The organism is uncultured Roseobacter sp. (assembly GCF_947491795.1).
Classification (GTDB): domain Bacteria; phylum Pseudomonadota; class Alphaproteobacteria; order Rhodobacterales; family Rhodobacteraceae; genus Roseobacter.
In genome coordinates, this window is the sequence record NZ_CANLKW010000002.1 from 420,013 (window position 1) to 434,870 (window position 14,858).

The window sequence follows — 14,858 nt, forward strand, 5'->3', positions numbered from 1 at the left end:
TGTCAGATGCCCGGAAGCCTTATTTTCATAAAAAAAAGCGCCGCAAAAACGGCGCTTTTTGAGACTCACTGAAAGCAGATTTCAGCCGAGTGCTTTGACCCGCGAAGACAGGCGCGACATTTTGCGCGCTGCTGTGTTTTTGTGAAAGACGCCTTTTGTAACGCCGCGCATCAGCTCGGGCTGGGCTGCGCGCAGTGCCGCGGTTGCGGCATCTTTGTCACCGGAAGCAATCGCTTCCTCTACACGGCGCAGGTACGTACGGATGCGCGAACGGCGTGCTTTGTTGATCTGGAAACGTGCCTCGTTCTGGCGGGCGCGTTTTTTAGCCTGGGGCGAATTTGCCATGCGTGAAAAACCTTTTTCCTTGGTCGTCGTTGTCTGTTCAATTGCGCAACACAGGACCCGGACAGGGCACAGTTACCCCTGAGGTGATTCTAGCCTGAGCGGGCTGCACGCGCATGTCTGGCGCGGTCTATAGAGGGTTCGCCAGATTTTGCAAACCGAATTCTTTGTGCTGCACGTACCGTGCCGGGTGGCTGGCCAAACGGCAAATCGCCCCGGATGCCCCGGATCAGCCGGTAATCCGGCGGCCGGGTGTCACCAGAGAAACGCCGAACCCGCCTGCGGGTGCATCAACACCCGTGCTCCGGCAATTCGCCTGCTCGCCGATCAGTTTTCTTTTGGTGCCGAGATTGGAAAAGTAGCGGAGGTCTTCCAGAATGACCCTGTCTTCGAGCAAAATTTTGGCCCCGCGCATAACGGATCGGGATTCCGATGTGCCAGTGCTTTTTGAATAGCTTCCTGCGCCGCAGATCTCGATTTTCCCGTCTGCGACAATGGTCTTGAAGGCATAAAAGTAATCCGCCGGTCCACTTCTGTTTACCTGCACATTGGAAGACCAGCGCAGACGCATCTCCGTGAAGTCGTCTGTTACCGGAATTTGGCGGAAGGTTTCAGTTGTCTTCGGTGTTTCACTGACCTCCGTGCAGGCGGCAAGTGCCAGAAAAACCGGCGCGAGAAAGGCTGTTTTCATTGAAAACTCTTTTGGTGAAGTGGCAGACATGGACGTCAGAACAACCTGGGCTGATTGTCCTGACCGGACGGATATCCGGAACGTTTACTTGTCGCGGAACTGCGCTTCGCGCTTTTCAAGGAACGCGGTCATGCCTTCGAGCTGGTCCTCGGTGGCAAAGAGCGAATGGAACATGCGGCGTTCAAAGAGCAGGCCTTCGCGCAGCGTCGTTTCATAGGACCGGTTGACCGCCTCTTTCACGACCATCACTGAAAGCGTCGATTTTTCGGCAATTTTCACAGCGGCGCTCTGCGCTTCCTCGAGCAGTTTCTTGCAGGGCACAACACGGGACACGAGGCCTGAACGCTCGGCCTCTTCGGCATCCATGAAGCGGCCGGTCAGATTCATGTCCATCGCCTTGGATTTACCGACGAGCCGTGTCAGGCGCTGTGTGCCGCCCAGACCCGCGACAACACCCAGGTTAATCTCTGGCTGGCCGAATTTCGCGGTATCGGAACAGATGATGAAATCGCACATCATCGCCAGCTCACATCCGCCGCCCAGGGCGTAGCCGGACACAGCTGCAATGATCGGTTTGCGTACCCGCATGATCTGCTCTGTTTCTGGTGTGAACAGATCGCCTGCAAAGGCTTCGACAAAAGACTTGTCCTTCATCATCGCAATATCCGCGCCGGCGGCGAATGCTTTTTCCGAGCCGGTAATGATGATGCAGCGGACTTTTTCATTGTCCTGCGCGCCTGCGAGTGCGTCGGCAAGCTCTCCCAGCAACTGGTCGTTCAGCGCATTGAGCGCGTCGGGCCGGTTCAGCGTGATCAGGGCGACGTGGTTATCGACATCAACGATGATCGTCTCGTAGGCCATGCAGAAAAGCTCTCTTCTGTTGCGTGGAAATTGCAGTCAATACCATGCGGCCTGCGCACTTCAAGCTATCTTTGGCATTGCGCACAATAGAAAGATGAGCGTCCGGACTGTACGATTCGCCCGATGACGCCGGGGCAGCCAGCGGCGCGGCAGGGGTCATTTTCCCGCCCGTAGACATCAAAACTGTGCTGAAAATATCCAAGCTCTCCATCGGCTTGACGGAAATCGCGCAGCGAGGAACCCCCCGCATCAATCGCGTCCGCCAGCACCTGGCGAATGATCGGGACCAGCGATGCAACCCTGGGTTCAGAAATGCGGCCAGCTTTTCGTTTGGGATGAATTTTTGCCCGGAACAGGGCCTCGCAAACGTAAATATTACCCAGACCGCTGACGATTTTCTGGTCCAGCAGGGCGGATTTGACGGGCGTCATGCGCCCGCGAAAGGCGTCGATCAGATGTGATTCATGAAAATCGTTGCCCAGCGGCTCGGGCCCGAGCACGGCAAGCAGCTTGTGCGATTCAGCGCCTGCGGTCTGCATCAGGTCCATCGCGCCAAAACGCCTGGGGTCGTTGAACGTAATGCGGGCGCCATTGTCCATGTGCAGGACAACGTGATCGTGTTTTTCAGGGGCGGGGTGTTCATGCACAAACTGCCCCAGCGGATCACCCGAAATCAGCATCCGGCCCGACATGCCCAGATGAATGAGCAGGGTCTCAGCGGTGTCGAGATCCGCCAGAATATACTTGGAGCGTCTGCGCAACCCAAGAACCTGCGCACCGGTCAGCCGCTCGGCCATCCGTTCGGGAAACGGCCAGCGCAGATCGGGGCGGTTTACCTCTGCGCGGGTGATAACCGCGCCCTGCATGGCGGGGGTCAGGCCACGGCGGACAGTTTCGACCTCGGGCAGTTCAGGCATCGTTCAGCTTTCCTTCGGCCAGGTCCCGCAGTTCCTGGTGGGCGTCATAGGCCCAGTAAAGTCTCATGCGGCGCAGACGACGAAACACCAGAATGGTCGCGCGTTCGTGCATGCTGCGCTCGGTTGCTGTCAAATCCGACCACTGGCAGACGCGGCCCCGCAGAAACACACCATCCTGCCGGATGCCCGTTTCATTCCATATCACGCGCCCGCGGAAAACCCGCAGTATCTGCCAGAGCGCTACAGCCGGAAGCCCGCCGAAAATGACAATGCCCAGGGCAGAAACCCGCAGGTCTTCATCCGCAAAGGAAAAAGCCGCCAGCGCCAGCACAATGAGGCAGGACGACAGGATAAGCCGCAGCCATTTCCCCCAGCCTGCCAGCCGGGTTTCGTTCCAGGTTTCTGTGTCTGACGCTGCCATATGCCTCTGTTTATGTGGTGTGACCAAAGGGCCGCATTGTGCCTGTCCTTTGGCGCTCTATAACAAAGGGCGAATTGCAGGGATCACAAGACCAGATGGCTGACCAGAACGATAAAACCACACATTTCGGATTTGAAACTGTGTCAGAGGATGACAAAGCAGGTCTGGTTCAGGGCGTCTTTTCTTCTGTGGCCAGCAAATACGACATCATGAATGATGTGATGTCCGGCGGTGTCCACCGGATCTGGAAAGACGCCATGATGGACTGGCTGGCCCCGCGCGCCGGGCAGAAACTGCTCGATGTAGCAGGCGGCACAGGCGACATTTCCTTTCGGTTTCTCAAGCGGGCGGGCTATGGCCATGCCACTGTTCTGGACCTGACAGAATCGATGCTGGTCGAAGGGCGCAAACGTGCCGAAGCCGAACAGATGGCGGATCAGCTGGACTGGATCACTGGTGATGCGATGGCGCTGCCGTTTGCTGACAATACCTTCGATGTGTACACCATCTCTTTTGGCATCCGGAATGTGACGCGGCCTCAGGAAGCCCTCAACGAAGCCTTCCGTGTGCTGAAACCCGGGGGGCGTTTGATGGTGCTGGAATTCAGCCAGCTGCCGAACCCGGCGATGCAGAAAGCCTATGACCTGTACAGCTTTAACGTCATTCCCCGCATGGGGCAGGTGATTGCCGGAGACCGTGATAGCTATCAGTATCTGGTGGAATCGATCCGCAATTTCCCGGATCAGGAAACGTTTCTGGGCATGGTACGGGATGCAGGTTTCGGGAATGCAAAGTACCGCAATCTGACGATGGGCGTTGCCTGTCTGCACTCTGGCTGGAAGCTCTGAGACATGCGGGGCCCGCATAATCTCTGGCGGCTGATCCGTACCGGTGCGACCTTTCAGCGGACGGGTGCGATGCGTGCCGTTCTGGATGCCTTTGACGCGCCGGCACCTGTGCGGATTGTTGCCCGCACTCTGGCGCTGCCCTTTACCTTTCTGGGGTACAAGGGCGATGTATCGATGCCGCCGGTGACCCGTGCTCTGACGGCGCTGGGCCCGGCCTACATCAAATTTGGTCAGATTCTATCGACCCGCCCGGACGTGGTTGGCGACGAAATGGCGCTGCAGCTGCGTGTGTTGCAGGACAAACTGCCGCCCTTTTCTGTCGGTGCGGCCAAGGCAGAGGTGGCGCGCGAACTGGGCATGCCGGTTGATCAGCTCTTTTCAGAGTTCAGCGAGCCGGTGGCCGCAGCCTCCATCGCACAGGTGCACAGGGCAACGCTTGCCTCTGACGGGACATCTGTTGCGGTCAAGGTGCTGCGCCCGGGAATCGAGCGGGCATTCCGCAAGGACATCGACGCCTTTTACCTGGCGGCCTGGGTGGTTGATTTCTTCTCTCCCGGATCACGCCGTCTGCGCCCGATTGAAGTGATCGAGCACTTTGACGGCGTTGTGCAGGGAGAGCTGGACCTGCGGCTTGAATCCGCCTCTGCCGCCGAGTTTGCCGCCAACACTGCCGGTGATGAGGGTTTCCAGCTGCCGGGTGTGAAATGGGAGTATTCCGCGCGCCGTGTGATGACGATGGACTGGGCCGATGGTGCGCCGATGGGCGACAACGACGCGATTGATGCGGCCGGTCACGACCGCGTCGTGCTGGGCGACAGGGTACTGCAGTTGTTTCTCAACCATGCGCTGCGGGACGGTTATTTCCACGCGGACATGCATCAGGGCAATCTCAAGGTCGCGCCAAATGGAAACATTGTCGCCTATGATTTCGGGATCATGGGGCACATCGATGAATATACGCGCCGTGTCTATGCCGAGATTCTCTATGGTTTTATCCGGCGCGATTACAAACGTGTAGCCGAGGTTCATTTTGAAGCGGGCTATGTGCCTGCTGACAAGGATGTTGATGAGTTTGCCCGCGCTCTGCGCGCTGTGGGCGAGCCGATTTTCGGCATGGATGCGACCAAAATCTCTATGGGTCGCCTGCTGAGCTATCTGTTTGAGGTGACCGAGCGCTTTGGGATGGAGACCCGCACAGAGCTGATCCTTTTGCAGCGTACGATGGTCGTTGTTGAGGGGGTTGCGCGGTCGCTGAACCCACAGATCAATATCTGGGAGGTCGCGCGCCCCATCGTTTCAGATTACATCGCCAAGGCGATCGGCCCCAAAGCCGCCCTGATGGATTTTGCCAAAACCGCACGTGTCATGGGGCGGTTTGGTCCGCGCCTGCCCGCGCTTGTCGAGAATGCCCTTATCCGCCAGGGCAACCCGGAGCCCCCGGCCAAAGACCGCAGCGTGCTGCGCTGGGTCGCCGGTGCCGTGGTTCTGGGCACCATGATCGGCATTTCCGGCGCCATGACACTGATTGTGGTCGATCTGGCCTTTTTCTAGGGGCAGATGCTGTTCAGAGCCGCTCGATGGCGATGGCAATACCCTGTCCGCCGCCGATACACATGGTGATCAGCCCGCGTTTGCCACCTGTGCGCTCCAGCTCATAGAGCGCCTTGATCGTGATGATCGCACCGGTCGCGCCGACCGGGTGACCAAGCGCAATTGCACCGCCATTCGGGTTGACGCGCGCCCCGTCAAAGCCAAGCGCACCCGATACAGCCAATGCCTGGGCCGCAAAGGCTTCGTTGCTTTCAACCACGTCGAAATCACCAGCGCTGAGCCCGGTTTTTTCCAGCAGCTTTTCCACTGCCGGGATCGGACCGATGCCCATAACCTCAGGGCGCACGCCCGCGTGGGCATAACCCAGAATACGCGCTTTCGGCTTCAGCCCGGCCTTTTCCGCCGCATCGGCTGTTGCCAGCACAAGCGCTGCGGCACCGTCGTTGATACCGCTGGCATTCCCAGCTGTGACGGTCCCGTCCTTCTGGAACACCGCGCGCAGCCCGGCCAGGGCTTCCCGCGTGGTGGCCTTGGGGTGTTCGTCCGTGTCAAAGGCAACCATGTCGCGTTTCACACGCACTTCAACCGGTGCGATCTGGCTCTTGAAATGGCCGGCACTGATGGCGCTGGCGGCGCGTTCCTGGCTTTGCAGGGCAAAGGCATCCTGATCCGCACGGCTGATGCCGTGTTCCGCCGCGACGTTTTCCGCCGTCACACCCATATGACCGGTGCCAAAGGGACAGTTCAGCGCGCCCAGCATCATGTCGAGACTTTTGACATCACCCATCTTCGCGCCCCAGCGTTGCTGCGGCATGATAAAGGGAGAGCGGGACATGTTCTCGGCACCACCGGCCAGACCAAAGTCAGCATCCCCCAGCATCAGGGACTGTATGACCGACACAATGGCCTGGGCCCCGGAGCCACAGAGGCGGTTGACGTTCATGGCCGGTGTCGTGTCCGGCACGCCAGCCTGCATGGCCGCAACGCGGCTCAGGTACATGTCGCGCGGTTCGGTATTGATGACATGACCAAAGGCGACATGCCCGATCTGTGCGCCGTCGACTCCCGAGCGTTCCAGAGCAGCTTTCGCCACCACGGTGCCCAGATCAATCGGTGTGGTCCCCGCCAGAGATCCGCCAAAAGTGCCGATCGCCGTACGCGCGCCGTCCAGAAGTACGATATCGTTGGTCATCTGTCTCTCCATCCGCTTTTGCAGCGACTATGGGTCAAGCCGCTGGCAATGTCAGCCGCGACGTGCCGTCAGGCCTGCGTTGACAGGTTCCGCCATATCGGCGAAACCGCTCATATGACGGATTCTGCAGATGCCATACTCAATCACCTTCCCGCCCGCCTGAAAGAAGCCAGACGCAATCAGGGCCTTTCCCTCGATGCGGTTGCGAAACTGTCCGGCGTTTCGCGCTCGATGGTCAGCCAGATTGAACGCGGAGAGAGCAGCCCCACGATTGCCACGCTGTGGAACCTTACCCGCGCGTTGCAGGTGGATTTTGCGGGTCTGCTGGATGGTGCTGTGGCGAAACCTCAGATCGAAACGCTGCGCGCCAGCGAGGTACCAACCATTGATAACCTGGGGTCCGGCTGCCGCATTCGTATTCTGTCGCCGCCAGAAGAGGCCGGTAAACACGAGGTCTATGAGGTGTCTTTCGAACCAGGTGGTTTGCTGGACAGTCAGCCACACACACGCGGTGCGCGCGAGCATCTGACAGTGATTGAGGGGCAGCTGCAGGTCACCAGTGGCGAAAGTACCAGCACGCTCAGTGCCGGTGACACTGCCCGCTATGCCGCGGATGTGTCGCATCGCATTGCAGCCGAACATGGCGCGGCCCGCGCATTTCTGGTGGTTCAGGATGCGTGAATTTCCGGTAAACAGGAATTTTTCCGCTAAAGTGTAATTCTTCTATTTCGGAATACTGTCCGTCATGTTAGATGTCCCTGTGAAGGGAGTCTGTCATGACGCAACGCTATATCGACCACATCACTGAAACGCTCGGCCAGATCGAGGCCGACGGTATGATGAAACGCGAACGCATGATCACCTCTCCGCAGGGCGGGCAGATTGCCGTTGGCGATCGCGATGTCATCAACCTGTGCGCCAATAACTATCTTGGTCTCGCGGATCACCCCGATCTGATCGCTGCCGCCCGTGATGCGATGGAACCGCGCGGTTTCGGTATGGCCTCTGTCCGGTTTATCTGCGGCACGCAGGATATTCACCGCCAGCTTGAACAGCGGCTTGCAGGGTTCCTGGGCCAAGACGATTCGATCCTGTTTGCGGCCTGCTTCGACGCCAATGGCGGTCTGTTCGAGCCGCTGCTGGGGCCAGAGGATGCCGTGGTCTCGGATGCGCTGAACCATGCCTCCATCATCGATGGTATCAGGCTCTGCAAAGCGAAAAGATACCGTTATGCCAATGCGGATATGACCGACCTGGAGGGTCAGTTGCAGCTCGCGCGCGAGGAAGGTGCCCGGTTTATCCTGATCGCGACAGATGGCGTGTTCAGCATGGATGGCACGCTGGCGCCGCTGCAGGACATCCGGGCGCTGGCTGACAGATACGACGCGATGGTGATGGTCGATGACTGCCACGCGACAGGCTTCATCGGGCCGAAAGGGGCTGGCACCCCGGCGGCGGCAGGTATTCGGGCCGATATCGTCACGGGCACTCTTGGCAAGGCCCTCGGCGGCGCCATCGGTGGCTACATCGCAGGCCCGCAACCGGTGATCGACCTGCTGAGGCAGCGCGCGCGGCCTTATCTGTTTTCCAACTCTTTGCCCCCATCAATTGTGTCGGCGGGTCTGAAAGCACTGGACCTGGTGGAAGCGGGCGACGACCTGCGGGCGCGTCTGGTTGAGAACACTGCATACTGGCGCGCCGGGCTGGAGCGTCTGGGGTTTGACCTGTTGCCCGGGTCGCACCCGATTGTGCCGGTGATGCTGGGTGAAGCGCAGTTGGCGCAGGATATGGCTGCACGGCTGTTCGAGGAAGGCGTGTTTGTATCGGGGTTCTTTTTCCCGGTCGTCCCGCGTGGTCAGGCACGCATCCGCACACAGATGAATGCAGCCCTGAGCAGAGCGGAACTGGACCGGGCGCTGATTGCATTTGAGGTCGCGGGCAAAGCCTGTGGAGTGATAAAATGACCAATGAAATGAAAGCACTGAGCAAACTGCACGCCCGCGAAGGGCTGTGGATGACCCATGCGCCCGTGCCGGAACCCGGCCCTGATGATGTGCTGATACGGATCAGAAAGACGGGCATCTGTGGCACCGATATTCACATCTGGAACTGGGATGACTGGGCCTCAGGAACAGTGCCCGTGCCGCTGATCACCGGCCATGAATTTGCCGGCGAGATCGTCGAGCTGGGTCGGGATGTGACCGACCTTGCTATTGGGCAGCGGTGCTCGGGCGAGGGCCATCTGATCGGGAAAACCTCGCGCCAGAGCCGTGCAGGCAAGTTCCACCTCGATCCGGCGACGCGGGGCATCGGTGTGAACGAGCAGGGGGCATTTGCGGAATACCTGTGCCTGCCTGCGTTTAACGTGGTGCCGTTGCCCGACGATATTTCTGACGATATCGGTGCAATCCTCGATCCGTTGGGAAATGCCGTGCACACAGCGCTGAGTTTCGATCTGATCGGAGAGGATGTGCTCGTTACAGGTGCCGGGCCCATCGGGATCATGGCGGCAGCAGTTGCGCGCCATGCCGGTGCGCGCAACGTGGTGATCACAGATATCAACGCAGATCGTCTGGCGCTGGCCGCTGAGGTCGCCGACGTGGTGCCCGTTAACGTGGCGGAACAGGATCTGGCGCAAACAGTCTCTGATCTGAGGATGACCCAGGGCTTTGACGTCGGTTTGGAGATGTCTGGCAACCAGCGCGCGCTGGACCAGATGGTCGGGGCCATGACGATGGGCGGGCGGATCGCCATGCTGGGTATTCCGCCTGGCAAAAGCCCGGTCGACTGGAGCGATATTGTCTTTAAGGCGATAACGATCAAAGGTGTCTACGGACGTGAAATCTTTGAGACCTGGTACAAGATGATTGCGATGCTGCAAAACGGGCTGGACGTCAGCAGGGTAATCACCCACCGCTTTGCCGCCGATGATTTTGAGGCTGGATTTGCCACGATGCGATCCGGACAATCTGGGAAAGTGGTGCTGGACTGGACCCGCTGACCACATACGCCGAGGACAGTTTCTTCTCGCTGACGCAGACGGGTCAGGTGGGCCTGGCGTTGTTGTCTGCGTTGTTGTGTCTGTTCATGCTGTGGGCGACGCGCCGGGTGACGCGTGGACGGAAATGGTGGTTGCGGCTGGGTGCGGCGGTTGTTCTGTTTGTTTTGTTCGTCTGGTTATCGCCGCAGGTTTACTACACCTACTACGGTTTCCTGTTTGAGGATCTGCCGCGACAGCTCGTGATTGGTGATCCGCCGGGGCCCGGCAGGCTGGCACAACTGATGACATTCTCCTGGCGGGCAAACCTCAGTGCGCACAGCCAGGGGCTGCTGGGGTGGGCGATGATTCTCACCGCTTTATGGCGTCAGAAGCACCCGCCCGTCGTCTGACAGCAGCCAGCAGTCGCGTCCCTCGAACACGGCGGCATGCAGCGGGCGGAAATAACCCGCACCCCCATCAAGGTTGATCCGATTGCCCGCGTGTTCGGGATGATCCAGCGCCGTATGTCCATGCACGATCAGCGGGCCAAATGACTTGCGGTGCTCCAGAAACGGCTGGCGGATCCACAGCAGATCATCCTCGACCTGACGCTCCAGCGGCACTTTCGGGCGGATGCCTGCATGCACAAACAGCAGATCACCCTGCGCATGTGTCAGCGGCAGGTTGTTCAGAAAATCCCGGTGCGCCTGGGGCACAGCCGCGATCGCTTCTTGCTGAATTTCGACCAGAGGGCCACCGTCTTCGGCCTGCACCCCGTATGAGGCAAGGGTTTTGTCACCCCCAAGACGCGGGTTCAACCAGAACAGATCGGGCCGGGTGGCCGGGTCATGTACGATGCGGAAATCCAGAAACCGTGTCAGATACCGGTCATGGTTTCCTTTGATCATGCGCCAGGGCCGGCCCTGCGTCTGCGCGTCCAGCAGCAGTTGAACCACTGCTTTGCTGTCCGGCCCCCGATCCACATAATCACCCACAAAAACAATCTCGGCGTCTTTGCCGCCGTCCGCCTCAATCAGCGCCAGAACGCGTTGCAGGTCTTCGAACTGACCGTGGATGTCACCGATGGCATAGACAGGATTGGGCATAATCTGGCTCCTTGTGGGCGTCATGCCGCATACGCGCAAAAATGAAAAGGCGCCCGCAGTGAAACGGACGCCTCTGATCTGCAGATGGCTGCCCGGTCAGGCGACGTCGAACTGCAGCGGTTTGATCTGCGTAAAGAGACCCGTTTCCGCAAGTTTCGCGCGCGCCTCTGCCGGGACAGGCTCGTCCACATAAAGAAGGGCGATGGCCTCGCCACCGGCTGCTGCACGGCCCAGGGTAAAGTTCGCGATGTTCACACCGTTGTCGCCCATGGTCTGACCCAGGGCCCCGATGATGCCTGGTACGTCCGTGTTGGTCGTATAAAGCATATGCGCACCGATTTCGGCGTCGATGTTGATGCCTTTGATCTGGATAAAGCGCGGTTTGCCATCCGAAAAGACGGTGCCCGCAACGGAGCGTTCGCGTTTGGACGTCACCACCGTTACTTTGATGTAGCCATCAAAAGCACCGGACTTTGCCTGGTTGGTTGTCGAGACCTGAATGCCGCGTTCCTGCGCGATGACTGGCGCAGACACCATGTTAACGTCCGGGTTCACCTTTTTCATGATGCCCGCAATCACGCTGCAGTTCAGCGCCTGCAGGTTCATTTCGGCGACGGTGCCATCGTAAAGGATGTTGATGGCCTTGATCGGCTCGTCCGTCATCTGGCCGATGAACGCCCCCAGATGACCCGACAGGCTGACCCAGGGGCCCATGACCTTGGCCTCTTCGGCGGTGACCGATGGCATGTTCAGGGCATTTGTGACCGCACCGGTCAGCAGATAGTCCGACATCTGCTCGGCCACCTGCAGCGCTACGTTTTCCTGCGCTTCGGTCGTTGCGGCACCCAGGTGCGGCGTGCAGACCACGTTGGGCAGGTTGAACAGCGGGTTTTCGTTTGCCGGTTCCCGGGCAAACACATCAAATGCAGCACCGGCGACATGGCCCGATTTCAGCGCATCTGCCAGGGCTTCCTCGTCCACCAGACCGCCGCGGGCACAGTTGATAATCCGCACACCCTTTTTGGTTTTCGCGATGGCCTCACGGCTCAGGATGTTTGCCGTCTGATCGGTAAAGGGCACATGCAGCGTGATAAAGTCAGCACGTTTGAGAAGCTCATCCAGATCGACCTTTTCGACCTTCATCTTGTCGGCTTTCTCCTGCCCGAGGAACGGGTCATAGGCAACAACCTTCATGTTCAGACCACGCGCACGGTCACAGACGATCCCACCGATATTACCAGCACCGATAACACCCAGCGTTTTGCCGGTAAGCTCGGTGCCCATGAACTTTGATTTCTCCCACTTGCCGGCGTGGGTGGAAGAGGAGGCCTCGGGGATCTGGCGGGCGACGGCGAACATCATCGCAATGGCGTGCTCGGCAGTGGTGATCATGTTGCCAAAGGGGGTGTTCATCACAATGATACCCTTTTGCGAGGCGGCATCCTTGTCGATGTTGTCGGTGCCGATACCGGCGCGACCGATGACTTTGAGGTTCGTGGCGGCGGCGATGATCTTTTCGGTCACTTTGGTGGCCGAGCGGATCGCCAGGCCGTCATAATCGCCGATGATCGCGGCCAGTTTTTCCTTGTCCTTGCCCACGTCGGGCTGGAAATCCACGTCGATGCCGCGGTCGCGGAAAATCTGAACAGCGGCTTCCGAAAGTTTGTCGGAGATGAGTACTTTGGGGGCCATTTGGGGCTCCATTTCTGAATGTCGGTATTACGTCGGTGTTTTGTCGGTATCGCGTCGGTGGATTACGCCGACACCGCGAGGGCTTCGATCTCGGTCTCAAACGCCCATGCCAGCCAGGGCAGCATCGCCTCGATATCGGCGGTCTCGACCGTGCCACCACACCAGATCCGCAGACCGGCGGGTGCGTCACGATAGGCACCGATATCAAGGGCCACGTCCTCGTCCGCGAGCCGTTTCGCCACAGCTTTGGCAAAGGCGGCACCATCGGTGATCCGGTCATCGGTGAACTTCAGACAGACGGACGTATTGGACCGTGTCGCCGGATCCACAGCCAGGAAATCAATCCAGTCATGTGTCTCTGCAAAGGCGGAAATGGCTGCCGTATTGGCATCTGCCCGTGCGATCAGCCCCTGCAGGCCACCCACCGATTTCGCCCAGTCGAGCGCCAGCAGATAGTCCTCGACACAGAGCATCGACGGGGTGTTGATCGTCGCCCCGCTAAAGATGCCATCGATCAGTTTGCCACCTTTGGTCAGGCGGAAAATCTTGGGCAGGGGCCAGGGTGGCGTATAGCTTTCGAGCCGTTCCACGGCGCGCGGGCTGAGGATCAGCATGCCATGCGCGGCCTCGCCCCCCAGCACCTTTTGCCAGGAGAACGTCGTCACATCGAGCTTGTCCCAGGGCAGATCAACCGCAAAGGCGGCAGACGTCGCGTCGCACAGGGTCAGACCCGCGCGGTCCGACGGGATCACATCGCCCGAGGGCAGGCGCACGCCCGAGGTCGTGCCGTTCCAGGTAAAGCAGACGTCGTTGTCATAGTTCAGCGCGGCCATGTCGACGATCTCGCCGTAGTCTGCCGTATGCACGCTGTGCTCAATTTTCAGCTGTTTGGCCACATCCGTGACCCAGCCCGCGCCAAAGCTTTCCCAGGCGACCATCTCTGCCGGGCGTTCACCGAGCAGAGACCACATCGCCATTTCAAAGGCGCCGGTGTCGGAGGCCGGTACGATGCCGATTTTGTAATCCGCAGGCACGCCGAGTATCTCGCGTGTGGTCTCAATCGCGGCGAGCAGCTTTGCCTTGCCGGGGGCGGCACGGTGTGACCGGCCCAGGGTGGCAGATGCCAGACGGCTCAGATCATATGCGGGGGGTTTGGCACAGGGGCCTGACGAAAAACGCGGATTTGCCGGCCGCGTGACCGGTTGTTGAGTAGCCATTGATGCTATCCTTCCAGATAAGCGCCCTTCGTTGGGGAAGGGTGTCCCGCGTTCGGACTTAAGGGGCGCTGCTGTCTGGTGCAATCACAAAAAGGGGACTAATACGTCGCCGGGTCGTGTTTTTGCGACATGCTGGTTGCGGATCGGAAACTTCACAGATGTACACAGTCACTCTTTTGTCCGCGCCTGATGCACGTGCGCTGGACGCCCAGGCGGTTGATGCCCTGCGCAATGCCTGGGGCGGGGGCGATGTGCTCTGGCTCGCACCCGATGTTGCGGCGGAATTCGACATCGCGGAGGTGCCGTCAAACCGGTGGGACGTCTGGACGGACCTGCAGCAGATGGGCGTTGATCTGATCGTCCAGCCAACCGAAACCCGCCGCAAACGGATGCTGCTGGCGGATATGGACAGCACGATGATCCGGCAGGAATGTATTGACGAGCTGGCGGATGAGGCTGGTGTCGGCGCGCGGGTCAAAGACATCACAGCCCGCGCAATGAACGGAGAGCTGGATTTCAATGATGCGCTGCGCGAACGTGTCGGTCTGCTCAAAGGTCTGCCTGTCAGCATCATCGACAAGGTCCTGGCCGAGCGGATCGACTTCATGCCGGGCGGCCCCACATTACTGGCCACGATGAAGGCGCATGGTGGTCACGCGGCACTCGTCTCTGGCGGGTTCACGGCCTTTACCAGCGCTGTGGCGGCCGAACTGGGATTTGATGAGAACCGCGCGAACACGCTGTTGACCGATGGTGACGTTCTGAGTGGCGCGGTCGGCATGCCGATCCTGGGCAAACAGGCCAAAGTCGACGCATTGAACGAGATCACCGCGCGTCTGGGCATTACGCCTGCAGATGTGATCGCCGTGGGCGATGGCGCCAACGATCTGGGCATGCTTGGCCTCGCTGGAACGGGGGTTGCGCTGCATGCAAAACCCAGCGTCGCGGCGCAGTGCGATGTGCGGATCAATCACGGTGATCTGACCGCGCTTTTGTACCTGCAGGGCTATGCCCAGGCGGATTTCATCACCCCCTGAGCC

The 14,858-nt window shown here is 59.5% G+C and carries 16 protein-coding genes; 7 read left to right on the forward strand and 9 right to left on the reverse strand.

Features of this window, described 5'->3' with window-relative positions; genetic code table 11:
• Window positions 1–81: 81 nt before the first annotated feature.
• The 5 genes from rpsT to Q1A34_RS08850 form a co-directional block, all read right to left on the reverse strand.
• Window positions 82–345, reverse strand: a complete 264-nt coding sequence (rpsT, locus tag Q1A34_RS08830; RefSeq protein ID WP_300033136.1) for a 30S ribosomal protein S20 — start codon at window positions 343–345, stop codon at window positions 82–84.
• 226 nt (window positions 346–571) lie between these two features.
• A complete protein-coding gene (locus tag Q1A34_RS08835) occupies window positions 572–1,033 on the reverse strand; it encodes a hypothetical protein (RefSeq protein ID WP_300033138.1) in 462 nt (153 codons plus the stop codon).
• Window positions 1,034–1,117: 84 nt separating this feature from the next.
• A complete protein-coding gene (locus Q1A34_RS08840; RefSeq protein ID WP_300033139.1) occupies window positions 1,118–1,894 on the reverse strand; it encodes an enoyl-CoA hydratase in 777 nt (258 codons plus the stop codon).
• A 65-nt stretch (window positions 1,895–1,959) separates the two neighbouring features.
• Window positions 1,960–2,811, reverse strand: coding sequence for a bifunctional DNA-formamidopyrimidine glycosylase/DNA-(apurinic or apyrimidinic site) lyase (mutM, locus tag Q1A34_RS08845; protein ID WP_300033141.1), 852 nt, complete (start codon window positions 2,809–2,811; stop codon window positions 1,960–1,962).
• Window positions 2,804–3,232 (reverse strand): hypothetical protein, encoded by a 429-nt coding sequence (locus Q1A34_RS08850; protein ID WP_300033142.1) that lies wholly within the window; start codon window positions 3,230–3,232, stop codon window positions 2,804–2,806. Before Q1A34_RS08850 ends, mutM begins: the two co-directional genes overlap by 8 nt.
• A gap of 95 nt (window positions 3,233–3,327) precedes the next feature.
• Between Q1A34_RS08850 and ubiE the strand changes: the two genes are divergently transcribed.
• Window positions 3,328–4,080: a bifunctional demethylmenaquinone methyltransferase/2-methoxy-6-polyprenyl-1,4-benzoquinol methylase UbiE gene (ubiE, locus tag Q1A34_RS08855; protein ID WP_300033143.1), complete on the forward strand. Its 753-nt coding sequence runs from the start codon at window positions 3,328–3,330 to the stop codon at window positions 4,078–4,080.
• Between the two features lie 3 nt (window positions 4,081–4,083).
• Complete coding sequence (gene ubiB / locus Q1A34_RS08860; RefSeq protein WP_300033144.1) at window positions 4,084–5,631, forward strand: 2-polyprenylphenol 6-hydroxylase; 1,548 nt, start codon at window positions 4,084–4,086, stop codon at window positions 5,629–5,631.
• Between the two features lie 13 nt (window positions 5,632–5,644).
• On the opposite strand, the gene Q1A34_RS08865 is transcribed toward ubiB, so the two are convergent.
• A complete protein-coding gene (locus tag Q1A34_RS08865) occupies window positions 5,645–6,823 on the reverse strand; it encodes an acetyl-CoA C-acyltransferase family protein (RefSeq protein WP_300033146.1) in 1,179 nt (392 codons plus the stop codon).
• 114 nt (window positions 6,824–6,937) lie between these two features.
• Between Q1A34_RS08865 and Q1A34_RS08870 the strand changes: the two genes are divergently transcribed.
• The 4 genes from Q1A34_RS08870 to Q1A34_RS08885 all read left to right on the forward strand — a co-directional run bounded on the left by Q1A34_RS08870 (window position 6,938) and on the right by Q1A34_RS08885 (window position 10,213).
• Window positions 6,938–7,504, forward strand: coding sequence for an XRE family transcriptional regulator (locus Q1A34_RS08870; RefSeq protein WP_300033148.1), 567 nt, complete (start codon window positions 6,938–6,940; stop codon window positions 7,502–7,504).
• Between the two features lie 95 nt (window positions 7,505–7,599).
• On the forward strand, window positions 7,600–8,787 hold the full coding sequence (locus Q1A34_RS08875; protein ID WP_300033150.1) for a glycine C-acetyltransferase: 1,188 nt from the start codon (window positions 7,600–7,602) through the stop codon (window positions 8,785–8,787).
• The gene (gene tdh, locus Q1A34_RS08880; RefSeq protein WP_300033152.1) at window positions 8,784–9,824 is read left to right on the forward strand and encodes an L-threonine 3-dehydrogenase; all 1,041 of its coding nucleotides are present in this window, start codon (window positions 8,784–8,786) and stop codon (window positions 9,822–9,824) included. Before Q1A34_RS08875 ends, tdh begins: the two co-directional genes overlap by 4 nt.
• Window positions 9,825–9,871: 47 nt before the next feature.
• On the forward strand, window positions 9,872–10,213 hold the full coding sequence (locus tag Q1A34_RS08885) for a hypothetical protein (RefSeq protein WP_300033153.1): 342 nt from the start codon (window positions 9,872–9,874) through the stop codon (window positions 10,211–10,213).
• On the opposite strand, the gene Q1A34_RS08890 is transcribed toward Q1A34_RS08885, so the two are convergent.
• The 3 genes from Q1A34_RS08890 to Q1A34_RS08900 form a co-directional block, all read right to left on the reverse strand.
• Complete coding sequence (locus Q1A34_RS08890; RefSeq protein WP_300033155.1) at window positions 10,181–10,909, reverse strand: metallophosphoesterase family protein; 729 nt, start codon at window positions 10,907–10,909, stop codon at window positions 10,181–10,183. The two genes, Q1A34_RS08885 and Q1A34_RS08890, sit on opposite strands and share 33 nt — an antisense overlap.
• Window positions 10,910–11,005: 96 nt before the next feature.
• Window positions 11,006–12,601, reverse strand: coding sequence for a phosphoglycerate dehydrogenase (gene serA / locus Q1A34_RS08895; RefSeq protein ID WP_300033157.1), 1,596 nt, complete (start codon window positions 12,599–12,601; stop codon window positions 11,006–11,008).
• 62 nt (window positions 12,602–12,663) lie between these two features.
• Window positions 12,664–13,818 (reverse strand): phosphoserine transaminase, encoded by a 1,155-nt coding sequence (locus tag Q1A34_RS08900; protein WP_300033159.1) that lies wholly within the window; start codon window positions 13,816–13,818, stop codon window positions 12,664–12,666.
• Window positions 13,819–13,976: 158 nt separating this feature from the next.
• On the opposite strand from Q1A34_RS08900, the gene serB reads away from it, so the two are divergent.
• Window positions 13,977–14,855: a phosphoserine phosphatase SerB gene (gene serB / locus Q1A34_RS08905; protein WP_300033161.1), complete on the forward strand. Its 879-nt coding sequence runs from the start codon at window positions 13,977–13,979 to the stop codon at window positions 14,853–14,855.
• Window positions 14,856–14,858: the final 3 nt, after the last annotated feature.